16 protein-coding genes are annotated in these 14,252 nt (G+C 38.1%); 14 read left to right on the top strand and 2 right to left on the bottom strand.

The features are described 5' to 3' along the window. The first annotated feature begins 78 nt into the window (after positions 1 to 78). The 6 genes from AN957_RS15655 (at position 79) to AN957_RS15630 (ending at position 6,304) form a co-directional block, all read left to right on the top strand. Positions 79 to 1,410, top strand: a complete 1,332-nt coding sequence (locus AN957_RS15655) for a CoA-disulfide reductase (protein ID WP_053476388.1) — start codon at positions 79 to 81, stop codon at positions 1,408 to 1,410. A 66-nt stretch (positions 1,411 to 1,476) separates the two neighbouring features. Beyond that, a complete protein-coding gene (locus AN957_RS15650) occupies positions 1,477 to 2,310 on the top strand; it encodes a CoA transferase subunit A (protein ID WP_053476387.1) in 834 nt (277 codons plus the stop codon). Further along, a complete protein-coding gene (locus AN957_RS15645; protein ID WP_053476386.1) occupies positions 2,307 to 3,032 on the top strand; it encodes a CoA-transferase subunit beta in 726 nt (241 codons plus the stop codon). The genes AN957_RS15650 and AN957_RS15645 overlap by 4 nt, the downstream gene beginning before the upstream one ends. 325 nt (positions 3,033 to 3,357) lie before the next feature. Then, complete coding sequence (locus tag AN957_RS15640) at positions 3,358 to 4,131, top strand: GNAT family N-acetyltransferase (RefSeq protein WP_053476385.1); 774 nt, start codon at positions 3,358 to 3,360, stop codon at positions 4,129 to 4,131. Between the two features lie 96 nt (positions 4,132 to 4,227). Next, entirely contained in the window at positions 4,228 to 5,736 is a 1,509-nt protein-coding gene (locus AN957_RS15635) for a protein adenylyltransferase SelO (protein WP_425388944.1), read from the top strand. 61 nt (positions 5,737 to 5,797) lie between these two features. Beyond that, complete coding sequence (locus AN957_RS15630) at positions 5,798 to 6,304, top strand: VOC family protein (RefSeq protein WP_156319125.1); 507 nt, start codon at positions 5,798 to 5,800, stop codon at positions 6,302 to 6,304. A gap of 107 nt (positions 6,305 to 6,411) precedes the next feature. On the opposite strand, the gene AN957_RS15625 is transcribed toward AN957_RS15630, so the two are convergent. After that, positions 6,412 to 6,948 (bottom strand): DinB family protein, encoded by a 537-nt coding sequence (locus AN957_RS15625; RefSeq protein WP_056685002.1) that lies wholly within the window; start codon positions 6,946 to 6,948, stop codon positions 6,412 to 6,414. A gap of 218 nt (positions 6,949 to 7,166) precedes the next feature. Between AN957_RS15625 and AN957_RS15620 the strand changes: the two genes are divergently transcribed. From AN957_RS15620 to AN957_RS15610, 5 genes are all read left to right on the top strand, one after another. After that, entirely contained in the window at positions 7,167 to 8,225 is a 1,059-nt protein-coding gene (locus AN957_RS15620) for an LLM class flavin-dependent oxidoreductase (protein WP_056684998.1), read from the top strand. 181 nt (positions 8,226 to 8,406) lie between these two features. Further along, complete coding sequence (locus AN957_RS29200) at positions 8,407 to 8,490, top strand: putative holin-like toxin (protein ID WP_350494552.1); 84 nt, start codon at positions 8,407 to 8,409, stop codon at positions 8,488 to 8,490. 275 nt (positions 8,491 to 8,765) lie between these two features. Further along, complete coding sequence (locus AN957_RS28110) at positions 8,766 to 8,903, top strand: hypothetical protein (protein ID WP_172797645.1); 138 nt, start codon at positions 8,766 to 8,768, stop codon at positions 8,901 to 8,903. 162 nt (positions 8,904 to 9,065) lie between these two features. Continuing rightward, complete coding sequence (locus AN957_RS15615) at positions 9,066 to 9,923, top strand: MBL fold metallo-hydrolase (protein WP_056684995.1); 858 nt, start codon at positions 9,066 to 9,068, stop codon at positions 9,921 to 9,923. Positions 9,924 to 10,013: 90 nt separating this feature from the next. Beyond that, entirely contained in the window at positions 10,014 to 11,075 is a 1,062-nt protein-coding gene (locus AN957_RS15610) for a C45 family autoproteolytic acyltransferase/hydrolase (protein WP_056684992.1), read from the top strand. 110 nt (positions 11,076 to 11,185) lie between these two features. Here AN957_RS15610 and AN957_RS15605 read toward each other — a convergent pair whose 3' ends face one another. Then, entirely contained in the window at positions 11,186 to 11,395 is a 210-nt protein-coding gene (locus AN957_RS15605; RefSeq protein WP_053476379.1) for a hypothetical protein, read from the bottom strand. A gap of 272 nt (positions 11,396 to 11,667) precedes the next feature. Here AN957_RS15605 and AN957_RS15600 point away from each other — a divergent pair, with 272 nt between their 5' ends. The 3 genes from AN957_RS15600 to nadR are packed head-to-tail and all read left to right on the top strand — an operon-like array spanning position 11,668 to position 14,237. Continuing rightward, on the top strand, positions 11,668 to 12,453 hold the full coding sequence (locus AN957_RS15600; protein ID WP_053476378.1) for an NUDIX domain-containing protein: 786 nt from the start codon (positions 11,668 to 11,670) through the stop codon (positions 12,451 to 12,453). Between the two features lie 59 nt (positions 12,454 to 12,512). Continuing rightward, positions 12,513 to 13,208 carry a nicotinamide riboside transporter PnuC gene (gene pnuC, locus AN957_RS15595; protein ID WP_053476377.1) on the top strand — a complete coding sequence of 232 codons (696 nt, stop codon included), beginning with the start codon at positions 12,513 to 12,515 and terminating at the stop codon, positions 13,206 to 13,208. Beyond that, positions 13,209 to 14,237, top strand: coding sequence for a multifunctional transcriptional regulator/nicotinamide-nucleotide adenylyltransferase/ribosylnicotinamide kinase NadR (nadR, locus tag AN957_RS15590; protein WP_053476376.1), 1,029 nt, complete (start codon positions 13,209 to 13,211; stop codon positions 14,235 to 14,237). It begins immediately after the preceding gene. The last annotated feature ends 15 nt before the right edge of the window (positions 14,238 to 14,252 follow it).

The raw sequence follows: 14,252 nt of genomic DNA, 5'->3' as shown, positions 1-14,252 counted from the left end.
ACACGGACCCAAGAGATGTAAAAATCGATCATTTTGGAAACGTAGAGAGTGCAAATTGACCGTAGGAGATGCGAACATATGAAGTTATTAGTCATTGGAGGGGTAGCAGCCGGTATGTCTGCTGCCTCTAAACTTAAAAGATTAAATAAAGACGCGCAAATTGTTGTTTATGAAAAAGGCAAATTTTTGTCTTATGGTGCATGTGGACTCCCTTACTATGTATCGGGAGAAAACGATGATTATACAAAAATGATTGCCAGAACAAAGGAACAATTTGAGGAAATGGGTATGGAGATTTTTCTTAAGCACGAGGTTGTTAAGGTTGTACCTGAAAAGAATCAGGTGATGATAAAGGATCTTGTCAAGAACAAGCTTTTTATTGATACCTATGACAAACTGATGATTGCTACTGGAACAGTCCCTATAATACCGCCATTTCCAGGTGTCGGTATGAAGAATATATACGGGTTGAAAACCTTAGAAGATGGCATTCGCTTAAAGGAAATTACAGAGCAGCCCGGGATTCAAGATGTAGTAATTGTCGGCGGCGGATATATCGGAATTGAAGTGGTTGAAGCGATGATTAGACAGGGGAAAAGAGTCAGAGTGATCGAGCTTTCAGACAGGATATTGAAAACGTTTGATAAGGAATTGACTGATCTTGCCGAAGAAGAGTTAGTTAAACATGGGGTTGAGTTAAATCTCGAAGAAAAGGTTGAAGCCTTTATTGGTTCGGAACAAGTTGAGGCTGTACAAACAGATAAGGGTACCTATCAAGCTGATCTAGTCCTCCTATCTATAGGTGTTAAGCCAGCAACAAAGTTTTTAGAAGGTTCTGGCATTGCTATAAGCGAAAACGGTGCAGTCATTATTGATAGAGAGATGAGAACGAATATTCGAGATGTGTATTCTGCTGGGGATTGTGCACAGGTCTATCATAAAGTAATGGAGGAAAATACACATATTCCTCTTGGAACTAATGCCAATAAGTGTGGACGAATCGCTGGTTCAAATATAGCAGGACAGCATAATAAATATGTTGGGACACTTGGCAGTGCAGCGATCAAAGTATGTGACTTAGAAATGGGACGAACGGGTCTATCAGAAGAAGAAGCCAAGAAATTAGCAATAGACTACACAACTGTTTTTGTGAAAAGTGCTGACCATCCAAGCTATTACCCAAATCAAACCCCGATATGGATTAAGCTAATCTGCGAAAAGAGATCAAGAAGGATACTTGGTGCTCAAGCAATAGGAAATAAGGGAGCAGTCCTCCGAATCGATATATTTGCTGTTGCTATTCATAATCAAATGACTGCTGATGAATTAGGTATGACTGATTTAGTGTATGCGCCTCCATTTGCGGGTGTATGGGATGCAGTTCATATCGCTTGTAATGCGGTAAAGTAATACATTGCTTTTTAAAAATTAAAAATAGACTACTAAAATGACACCTGAAAGATGGAGGTGGCCAATATGAAAAAGGTTAAAAGCTTAAAGGATGCGGTGAACCTCATTAATGATGGGGATACAATTTCATTCGGAGGAAATGTTCTTCATCGTGCACCAATGGCAGCCGTTCGAGAAATAGCTCGGCAAAATAAAAAATCTCTAAAGCTAGTGAAAACGGCGGGAGCTCAGGATATCGATTTATTATGTGCCATGGATTGCGTGGAATCAGTAGATGCAGGATTTGTCAGCTATGAGACGAAATATGGATTAGCTAACCATTATCGCCAAGGGGTACAATCAGGAAAAATTAAAGGAAACGAACATGCTTGCTATACGGTCATTTGCGCCCTCAGAGGAGCTTCGATGAATGTGCCCTTTATGCCTGTGAAGGGGCTAAATGCTGGTGATCTATTAGTTAAGAATGATTATTTTGTAGTTGTAGAGGATCCGTTTAGTGGAGAACCAATTACCCTTGTAAAATCAATTGTCCCTGATGTTGCGATTATTCATGTACAAGAGTGCGATGAAAATGGGAATGCAATCATTTATGGACCTAAATTTGAAGATATACTCTTAAGCCGAGCTGCAAATAAAGTCATTATTACAACTGAACAAATCGTTCCAGTGAGCAGGATCAAATTAAATGCAGAACGAATAGATATTCCAGGATTTTTGGTTCACTCTATTGTTCATGTTCCGAATGGAGCAGCTCCTGCCTCATGTTACAAAAAGTATGAAGTCGATGATAAATCGGTTGCAGCATTTATAAAAATGAGTAGTAAGGATGAGATTAGGGCCTACTTGAAAGCGTATGAAACAAAAGATTACTTAGGAGAGAGGATGGGAAGACGACTATGAGGACTGAAGGATATAGGGTTAGTGACATCATGACATGCTGTATTTCCAATATGCTTCAAGACAATGAAACCGTCTTTCACGGAGTCTCCTCTCATTTGCCAATGGTTGCTATGAAGTTAGCTAAATCGATGCATGCACCAGATTTAGTACATTTAAACATTCCTGGCGGTGTAAATCCAAGTTCAATCAAACATGCATCCTATTCATCTGCAGGTGCTGATTTATTGGGTACAGCTGAGGCATATTTTCCTTTAGAAGAAGTATTTGACCTTTCTATGCGTGGAAAGCTAGATGTTGCATTTCTTGGAGGAATCCAATTCGATTTGAATGGGAATGTGAATGCATCGGTTATTGGTGATTATCATAAACCTAAAGTTAGACTCCCTGGCGGGGCAGGCAGTGCAGTTCTTATTCCCACTGCCAAAAAAGCAATCATTTGGAGAGTCAAGCATGACAAAAGGACGTTTGTAGAGAAGGTTGACTTTACAACAACAAGAGGGAATTTGTGGAAAATCGTCACTCCTCTTTGTATTTTTGAATATCGCAAAGGAAAACTGCATCTTGAAAGCATCCATCCGACATCAAGTCTAGAAGAAGTAAGGGACAATACTGGTTTTGATCTGATATATGATGAGATCAAATATACGGCTTCTCCAACTAATCATGAGCTTGCTATGTTGAAGAAAATAGACCCATATGATTTTCGTTCAATTGAATTTTAGTATGCAGAGATCTTCATGTTTTCTAACGATCATGAAGGTCTTTTTATTTTTTATTAATCAAGCAGGTTACTTTAACATTCAATATATAAAAAATAATTTGTTCACGTTATAATTGTAATAAAACATTAACTTCAAGGAGTAAGGTTCTAATGAACCCAAGAAATGTCCTAGATGTGGTGCGGGGTTGGTTATGAGTTGGTGTAAGCAGCCATTCCAATTACATGATCGTTCTTTAAACGAAGTGAAGTAGCAACAGCAATCAGAAAAATGTTTGAAGAAAGCAATGTAAACTTATGAATCTTTATTCGAATTTGGAGGTGAGGAAATGGGAATCATTCAAATAACGAAAAGTACAATTGAAACCGAACACATCTGCTGTGCCTTAGGGGCAAAACAATATGAACATGCAGTAAAAGAAAAGAAAAAGTGGCTAAGAGAACGAATGGATGAGGGGCTAGTATTTAGTCGACTAGATGAACGTGCAAAAGTATTTATTGAATATTTGCCAGCTGAAATGGCATGGGTTCCTATACAAGCACAAAATTACATGTATATTAACTGTTTGTGGGTTTCGGGCAGGTATAAAAATAATGGGTATGCAAAGCAATTGTTAAGTGAATGCAAAGAAGATGCAATGAATCGTGGAATGGATGGGATTGTACATATCGTTGGCCAGAAAAAATACCCGTATTTAAGTGATAAAACGTTCTTAGAACATATGGGGTTTGAGACAGTTGACCGAGGAGAACCATATTTTCAATTAATGGCATTAAAATGGAATGACCAAGGTGTGATCCCATCATTTAGCAAACAATTAAAGACAGTATCAGATGATAAAGGGATAGCCATTTATTACACTGCGCAATGCCCATTTGCAGTTGGTATCATAGAAGAGTTAAGAAAAATAGCGGAGAATAAAAATGTAACTTTTAAATCTTTCCAGATTACATCTAAAGAAGAAGCACAAAACTCACCAACCATTTGGACAACGTTTGGGTTATTTTATAACGGAGAATTCATTACCCACGAAATAATCAGTCCAAACAAATTTGAGAAATTATTAACGAAAATTTTAACAGAAGATTCTATTCAAATATAGATGAAGAAATGGGTATGGGGCTTCAGTCAGTTGAAGTCCTTTTTTTATATTATAGAAAGGGGTCATCTTTTACATAGAAGGGTATAATAAATGGAAATGAAAATTGAAAGAGGATGTGAGTTCATTCCAATGGAAGAACAATATAAATTAAATGAAGCTGGCTGGAATTTTGATAATAGTTATGCTGGGCTGCCGAATTCATTTTACTCTAGCATGAGTCCAAATCCTGTTCATGAACCAAAGCTCGTCATTCTTAATGGTTCATTAGCTGCATCATTAGGGCTCGATTTACAGGAACTACAATCAGAAGAAAACGTTTCTGTGTTTGCCGGAAATCAGTTTCCTAAAAGTGCCTCACCACTTGCACAAGCATATGCGGGTCATCAATTTGGTCATTTTACCATGTTAGGGGATGGGCGAGCTATCCTTATAGGAGAGCAGATTACTCCTAATGGTGAACGGTACGATATTCAGCTCAAGGGTTCAGGCAGAACACCATATTCCCGAGGAGGGGATGGCCGTGCTGCACTTGCACCTATGCTTAGAGAATACATTATTAGTGAGGCTATGTACGGGCTTGGAATCCCAACTACCCGCAGTTTGGCAGTGGTAACAACAGGTGAGTCCATTATTCGTGAAACCTATTTACCGGGTGCTATTCTAACGAGAGTGGCAGCCAGCCATATTCGGGTTGGAACTTTTCAATACGCTTCAAAATTGAGCACAGAGGAAAATCTTAAGATTCTTGCAGATTATACAATTGATCGCCATTTTTCGGAAATTGATTCAAGTGATAAACGTTACCTTTCCCTTCTAAAGGAAGTGATCAACCGTCAGGCAAAGCTGGTTGCCAAGTGGCAGCTAGTAGGTTTTATTCATGGGGTGATGAACACTGATAATATGAGCATTTGCGGGGAAACGATTGATTATGGCCCATGTGCTTTCATGGATACGTATAATCCTGCAACGGTATTCAGTTCAATCGATACAAGAGGGCGCTATGCTTATGGCAACCAGCCGTATATCGCTTCATGGAATCTCGCACGATTAGCTGAAACCCTTTTACCGCTTTTGCATGAAAATGAGGAAAAGGCTCTTGAAATGGCGCAGGATGCGATAGGACAATTTACTGAATTATATCAAGCAAACTGGCTAGCAGGAATGAGAGCAAAACTAGGAATCTTTAATACGGAAGAGCAAGATGAAGACCTAGTTAAAGACCTTCTTAAAATGATGGAGATATATCAAGCAGACTTTACTAATACATTCCGTTCCTTAACATTTGATAGGCATGAGGATTTAGTTTTATTTGGCAAGGATGAATTTAGTCAATGGGTAGAGTTGTGGAAGGCAAGACTGCAAAGGCAGCAGGAATCAATAGAAGCCTCTAAACAATTGATGCGGGACTCTAATCCAGCAGTGATTCCTCGTAATCACCGGGTGGAGGAAGCATTGGATGCCGCAGTAGATGAGGGAGATTATAGTGTCATGGAACGTCTTGTTGAAGTTCTATCAAAACCATATGCGCACACAGAAAAACAAGCAGAATATTGTACACAGCCTTTACCGTCTGATCGCCCATACCGAACTTTTTGCGGAACTTAATAAGGGGTTCTATTTATTGATAATGATGATTATTTAAGTTTTTAAAATGGAGGGCATACTTTTGGAAAATAAAATCCAGAAAATCTCTGCGAACCTATGGTTTGATACACAGGCTGAAGAAGCGGCGGAATTTTACACGACTATTTTTAATCATTCCAAAATAGAGAGAATCATCCGTTATGGGAAAGAAAGACATAATATAGATGGAATAACTGAAGGCACCGCTATGACTGTAGAATTTGAATTAGAGGGACAAACCTTTGTCGCATTAAATGGAGGACCACAATTCAAATTCAATGAAGCAATTTCTTTTATTGTTAACTGTGAAACCCAGGAAGAAATTGACTATTATTGGAACAACCTCTCTGAAGATGGAAACGAAAAAGCACAAGTATGCGGCTGGCTGAAAGATAAATACGGTGTCTCTTGGCAAATCGTTCCTTCTAATCTGAATCAATTGTTAAGTGATCCCAGTCCTGAAAAAACAGAAAAAGTGATGAAAGCACTCCTTCAAACGGAGAAAAAAATTGATATGAACGCATTAATGAAGGCGTATGAAGAGGAATAATTGAAAGCTATGCTAATTCATGAAATCATAAAAATCATCTAACTGGCCCCGATTCCGGCAAAAAAGATCAATCTCTCCAGATAAACAATCAAGGGGATTGATCTTTTTCATTTCGGCTCTCTTTTTTTTAATATACTTAAATATTCTATCCAAGGACCAACATCTTTTGTGTACCTTTTTGCCATGACTCGTACGATTTGTGCGATATGGGTTAAATCATGAGCAACCCAAGTGGAAATCACTTCTCTTAACTTCACTGAACCAAATACGGGGTGTGTACCCGATAATTCAAGGCGCTTTTCAGGGTCTATCAAACTTTTTAGTTTCGAAATATTTTGTGATCTTAAAGTGTTAAATTCCTGCAGCTGTTGTTCTAACGCAACTTCGGTATTATTATTTAAATGTGCAAACCGATCATATGGGGGAAAGGTTTTATGACTATCATCAGAAATGATCAATTCTAATCTTTGTATCCAATTATTTTTCTCTCCCTCAATGAGATGTTCAACGACTTCAATAGCATTCCACGTTTCTTCGCCCTCATTACAATGCAGCCATCCATCTGATAAACCAGTTAAAAAATACGTTAATGTTTGTGGGGTTCTTTCCAAAACCTCAATTGCGTCTTTCATATTAAAATTCATAGTATTACTCCTTTCCAATATAAATTCTCTAAATATTAAACCCTAAGTTTATAGTAATGGATGAATGTTGTTATAAATGCTTTTTTCTTGCTAAAAATAAATTAAAACAACACTATTAAGTAAGTACTTTATTTACGTATAAATTATACTAGATTAATCAGTTAAGTATGCTAACCTTTGGTATAAAAAAGTAAATAGTTTCAGAAGGAGGAATTCAAATGGAAATTGGAATAAGCACATTTGTCGAAACAACACCAGATGTTAAAACAGGTGAGGTCATTAGTCACGCACAGCGTATTCGTGAGGTTGTGGAAGAGATTGTCCTAGCAGATAGGGTTGGCTTGGATGTGTTTGGAGTAGGTGAACATCACCGCATCGATTATGCCGCATCATCACCTGCTGTCATCCTAGCTGCAGCTGCGTCTCGTACAGAGAAGATCAGACTTACTAGTGCAGTAACTGTCCTATCTTCAGCTGATCCAGTTCGAGTATTTCAGGATTTTGCAACCGTTGATGCCATCTCAAATGGTCGTGCAGAAATCATGGCAGGAAGGGGCTCTTTTATCGAATCGTTTCCATTGTTTGGCTATGATTTAAATGACTATGACGAGTTGTTCGAAGAGAAGCTTGAATTGTTGTTAAAAATTGTGGCGTCTGAGAAGGTGAATTGGAAAGGCGGACATCGACCAGCCATTCAAAATCTTGGTGTGTATCCACGTCCGGTTCAGGACCCGCTTCCCGTATGGATTGGAAGCGGCGGAAATTCAGAGTCTGTTGTTCGTGCTGGAATATTAGGTCTTCCGCTCGTACTTGCTATAATTGGCGGCCGTCCTCTCCAGTTTGCCGCACTTGTAAAGCTATATAAAAGAGCAGCAGCCCATGCTGGACATGATTTATCAAAGCTAACTGTTGCTTCTCATTCACACGGGTTTATTGATGAAGATACGGAAACAGCAGCAAATAAATTTTTCCCTTCCACTCAGTATGTAATGAATACATTAGGGAGAGAGCGTGGCTGGGGATCGTATACTCGTTCTAGTTTCGATGATGCCCGCAGCATAGAGGGTGCCTTATACGTTGGTGATCCGCAAACCGTAGCAGAAAAAATCATATACTTACGAAAGAATGTAGGGATTACTCGTTTCATGCTTCATGTACCAGTTGGAACAATGCCGCATGAGGAAGTCATGGGGGCCATTGAGTTGTTAGGGAAAGAAGTGGCGCCTTTAGTTCGTGAAGAGATAGCTAGATGGGAAAGTGAAGGAGTAGAAAGTTAATATTCTTCCTTTATAGGTAAAACTAAAGGCCTTCATATATAAATATAAGAAAATATATCCATTTTTCAGACAAATCAAATAACTATTAGAACAAACGTTCTTGTTGTGCTATAATTATAATAGCAATAGTATAGGAGACTCAAGGGTGGTTAGCATTCCCTAGTGAAAGGGGGTGCTGCCTATGTCGATTTTTCAGACAATCATGATCATGATTGCGTTTGCAAGTTTGATTGTATCGATCATCGCTTTAACACAGAAAAAGTAATCCACCCTTGAGCTCGCCCAGCAAGAGAGATGGATTACTTTTTTAATCTGCTGATCCCCTTAAGGGACCTGGCTATTGCATCGACCGTTCAGTGTAACCAGCACTGGCGGTCATTTTTTATTATATGACTGTTCTATATTTTTATTATACTTAAAGTACTTGAAAAAGCAAACAACAGCATTTGAAAAATATTGTATATTTCCTATTTTCCAAACAGATAATATAAAAGTTAGCATAGCGAGGAAGAATTAAAAACATATTAGGAGATGGGAAAAATGAAAACAAAGGATAATTTTCTAGAGGGCGCTAAGGTGACTAAAGATAATCAAATATTTGGTACACCGAATAGTAAGAGTAAGAATGGAACTGGTGATTCTCCAAATGATCATACAGGTAAAAAGAATTTAAAGTGAAACATCTGGAATACAGCCAAGAAATTCTTGGTTGTTTTTTATTTGTCGTGGAAAATACAGGTCTATATTTTTCTTTCAGGGTGACTGATAGTTTAGTATTCTAATATGGATAAAGTTTTATTATGGCTAGCCAAAGAATATAAGTGAGTAGGTGGAATAAACATGCAAACATTTGAGAAAATCAGTGACCGGTTTTGGTATCAAACACCCGTATCCAAGACGGATCGACCTATTTTGGGAGTAGTTATTGGGGATAAACGGTCATTAATGATCGATGCTGGCAATTCAGAAGACCATGCGAAATATTTTCTTAGTGAGTTAGAAAAGAATAATATTCCGGTCCCGAGTATAGTAGTACTTACTCATTGGCATTGGGATCATACTTTTGGATTATCCGGTTTAGACATGATTTCAGTTTCTTCTAGACGAACAAAAGCTGAGCTTGAAAAGCTGGTCACGTTTGAATGGACTGATGCTGCCTTGGATGAGCGAGTTCAGTCTGGTGTGGAGATAGAATTTTGCGCAAATGCCATTAAAGAAGAGTATGGAAGAGAAAGGAATATTACAATCACACTTCCAGAGATAACTTTCGAAACGAAGATGGAGATCGATCTTGGAGGAGTCACTTGCCAGCTCCAGCATGTTGGCGGAGATCATGCTCAAGACTCTGTCATTGTTTATGTAAAGGAAGAAAAAATATTGTTTTTAGCAGATGCAATATACGCTAACCTTTATTCTAGTAAAAGAAATCACACTGTGAAAAGTACACTACAGCTATTAGATATGATCGACCAATTTGATGCGGAAACCTATATTCTCTCTCATTGGAAGCCAGTATCTAAGCAAGAGTATCAGCAAGAAGCTAATTTGTTGAGGGGAATCGCAAGGTTAACTGAACAATTTGCAGGGCGAAAAGAAGAGATTGTGAGTGCTTATCAGGCACATATTAAACGAGATTTAAATGAAGATGAGCTTGAAACGATTGAGTATTTTATTAATGGTTTTGAACTTGAAGGATAAAGGAAAGAATGCAGATTAACTCCCCTTTTCTTTATTTTTATACTCAATCCGCGTATCCTAGATGTAATGTAGAAAATGGAGGATTTAATCATGAAAAAAGTATTTGCAGATGTCATACCATTTCGTGGCACACATTATGATTTTGGTCTTTTTCAAGGAGAAGGGCTTAAAGATTCATTATTGATCAAGAATAGGGAGCGGCAATGGAAAGTAAGAAAACCGCTCTTTAAGATTAATCTTGAAGAAACTGAACGAGTATTCCAGAGGCTGGCACCCATGATTTGGGATGAGCTGCTAGGATTGCGGGATGCTTTGGGATGGCCAATGGAAAGGGTATTGCAGGAATTTGGCGGGTACAGAGTAAATTTTAATCCTTCTGGGTGTTCTATTTATGTGGGTGACCATTATATGATTCGCAATTATGATTATCATCCCAAAACGTACGACGGCCGATGCGTTATTTTCCAACCAATAGATAAGGGATATGCGACGATTGGCTTGAGTCAGAAAATCACAGGAAGATGTGATGGGATGAATGAAAAAGGTCTAATTATGGGTTATACCTTTATGAATAGGAAACGTCCGGGCGATGGCTTTGTTTGTCACATGATCGGCAGGCTTATTCTCGAATTGTGCGCAAATACCGAAGAAGCGGTTGATTTATTGAAAGAGATTCCACATCGTGGTTCTTTTAGCTATGTATTATACGATTCAAGAGGGGAGCTACCGTTTATTGTGGAGACTTCGCCTAGAAGAGTAGAGGTGCGACAGGGAAATTCTTGCACGAATCATTTTAAAATCATGACGGAAGAAAATCGTCATGTCCTTGATGATTCAAAAAAGAGATTGCAAATAATTGAAGATCACCAAGGATATCCGTTAAGTGGATATGAGGCATTCCAGCTATTAAACGAAACTGATAGAGGGATTTTTTCCAAACTTTATGGAAGCTGGGCAGGAACAATTCATACTTCTGCTTATTTTCCACAAGAATTGGAAGCTTGGATTGCACTAGGTGGAAATCAAGAACCAACAAAAATTGACTTTTCTAACTGGTTAAATAAAGAAGACCTCCCTTTTAAGCGGATAGAGGGGATGGTAGAAACGGATATTCCTTTTGTAAATATGGAGCAGGCAGACTGGTATCGATAATCTATAGCAATGAGTAATTAATGATACTAACAAACTTATTTGTTTTAATATTCATTCTATACTTCGATAAACAAAGTGCCAATTTCTATTAATAGAAATTGGCACTTTGTTTATCTTGATGTTTTTGGCGGCTGGCACACATCACATTTCCGTTGATGATTATTTTTAAATTTCGTAAATGTTTTTTCGAAATTGCTGCCACATGCACATTTAAATAGTAGCTTTTGAGAAAAGCCGAGATATTCTGTCGTTAGCAACTTACTTTCCGAATTCTTCTCAACAAATTCTTTAATTTTATCGATTGTCCATCGCTTATTCATTTTTCTTACCCCTCCAGATTTTATCACTAGGCGGAGGCTACTCTGGCTCCGTTCTAAATTCGTAATTATCCTAAGTTTTTAATTATAGCATGCGTATCCCCATATTTAAAGAGATCATTAGTTGAATCGATAGGCGTCATTCTATTAGGAAAATTTTAAAGGGAATTCGTTAAAATTAGGTAATTTCAGCTAGTGACAGCAAATAAATGTTATGTTATTATTTTAATAACAATTAACGAATTGTTAATTAAAAAATAAAAGGTGTGAAGCAGATGAGTGATACTATTTTCCCTAATTATGATGTAAGCAACTATCGAACACCTGACGGATATACGAGTGATATTGCCGTATTCACAATTATTTCAACCGAAGTTGGTCCATATAAGCCGCCTGAAAAAACATTAAAAATTATGTTGATTAAAAGAACTGAGAAAACAAAAGAAGGCGACCTCAATATAGAAGGGGGAAAATGGGCATTGCCGGGCGGTTTTATAAAACCGGAAGAAACCGCATATGATGCGGCAGGTAGAGAATTAAGTGAGGAAACAGGAATCACAGGGTTAAAAATCAAGCATTTTGGTGTGTACGATCAATTTGGCCGTGATAAACGGGGATGGATTATATCAAATGCCCACTATGCGATTGTTCCAGAAAATAAGCTAGTTAATAGGAGAGCGGCAGATGATGCAGCGGAGGTAGAACTTTTCACTATGGACGAAGTGTTTAAGCTGGACTTGGCTTTCGATCACAGAAATATTATTGAAGAAGCCTTATGGTTCATTAAGAAGGATTTATCCTTAACTACAGTTGCGAAAAATTTTTTACCAAAACAATTTGTTCTTTCGGAACTGCAAGGGGTCTTGTTAACTGTTATGGATGAGCCCTGGCTTAAACTTGATGCCCAATTTTTCCGTAAAGCACCGTCTTTACCTTTTATCGAAAAAGTCGTAAAGGATGGAGAACCGCAAAAGACCAATCGCTGGTCTAAAAATAAAGCACAGCTGTATCGTTTTAATGATTATGAGCCATATGTTTCCATATACAATGCAAAATATTAATTTTTTTGGATATTACAATTAACAAATTGTTAATTAACGATTGATTTGGAGGGATGAAAATGAAGATCATGAAAGATTGGACTGTTTTTGAAAGGATATGGCTTTTAACCTTTACGCTAATCAATATTTACTTGTTTTTTGCTTGGGATGATACGATTCTTGGTCTGATCACCTCCATTTCTGGCATGTTGTGTGTAGTGTTAGTTGCGAAAGGGAAAGTGAGTAACTATTATTTTGGCATTATCCAAACAGGAACCTATGCCTACATCGCTTACGGTTATGGTCTTTATGGTGAGGTGATGCTCAATGCTCTGTTTTATTTCCCGCTCCAATTTGTCGGTATTTATTTATGGAAGCGGCATACAACTGACCGCAAAATAAAAGGGGAAGATATTCAAATCAATGTGTTAACGAAAAGAGGATGGATCGGAACGATCGTGTCATTTCTGGCAATCTTTATACTGTATGCGCTCTTCTTGAAACAACTAGGAGGAAATGTGGTATGGATTGATTCTGCTACCACAACCTTATCTGTCATTGCTCAAATCCTCATGTTAAAACGATACACACAACAATGGTTATTCTGGATCGCTGTAAACGTGTTATCGATTGTACTCTGGCTGAAGGCATTGATCGTACAAGGTGGCAACGATGTATCCATGCTTGTGATGTGGTCAGCGTTTTTAATAAACAGTGTATACGGATATTACAACTGGTCTAAAGTTTATAAGAAACAGAAGGGAGAACGGATGTAAATGAAAAAGGTTGGATTCTTTGGAGGTAAATTTCTGCCATTGCATCAAGGCCATGTGTATTCAATCATAAAAGCTTCCACGATGGTAGATGAGTTATATGTTGTACTTTCACACAGTGAAAAAAGGGATCAGGAATTATGTGCTGGAAGCAGTCTATCCTCCATCCCATGTCACATTAGGCTGCGCTGGCTCTCTCAATTGACAAAGGAAATGGACAATGTAAAGGTCGTGGAAGTAGAGGACCAGGAAGGCAATGATGATTATAATTGGAAGGAAGGATCCTTAAAAATTCGGGAAGCGATTGGGAGAAAAATCGATGTTGTTTTCAGTTCTGAGATCGAATACGCACCTACTTTTAAGGAACTGTATCCTGAAGCAAAACACATATTAATTGATGAAAATAGAGAGCAGGTCCCCATTTCAGCAACCAAGATTCGGGAAAAAGGAGTGTTTGCATATTGGGGTTATATTCCTGAGGTGGCCAAACCCTATTTTATTAAAAAGGTTGTTATTTTAGGGACGGAAAGCTGCGGGAAATCCACTCTAACTAGAAATCTAGCACTTATCTATAACACAACCTATGTCAAAGAGTACGGAAGAGAATATTGCGAAATGTTAGGGGGCTGTGATGGGATTATTTTAGAGGAAGATTACCCGATGATTGCGTACGGCCATAAACTGAAAGAATATGAAGCGATTAGGAATGCAAATAAAATTGTCTTTATTGACACCGAAGCAGTAGTTACTCAATTTTACTCTGAGCTGTACAATCAAAAACATCAAACGGTCCTAGATGAAATCGCTCAGATTCAAAAATATGATCTATGCCTATATCTAGAGCCTGATGTTAAATGGGTCGATGATGGATTAAGAGTACATGGGGATAAAAAGGTGCGTGAAGATAATAATCACCGCTTGAAGGAATTGTTGAAGGAAAATGGGGTTAAGTTTGTTAGCATTGGCGGAACGTATCAAGAACGTTTGGAAAAATCGGTAGAGCTGATAGGCAGAACATTTAAGGAAATATAAAGGTGCAGGGGATGA

This window comes from Cytobacillus solani (assembly GCF_001420595.1).
In the GTDB taxonomy this organism is placed as follows: domain Bacteria; phylum Bacillota; class Bacilli; order Bacillales; family Cytobacillaceae; genus Cytobacillus; species Cytobacillus solani.
This window is presented reverse-complemented; position numbering and strand designations above follow the sequence as displayed.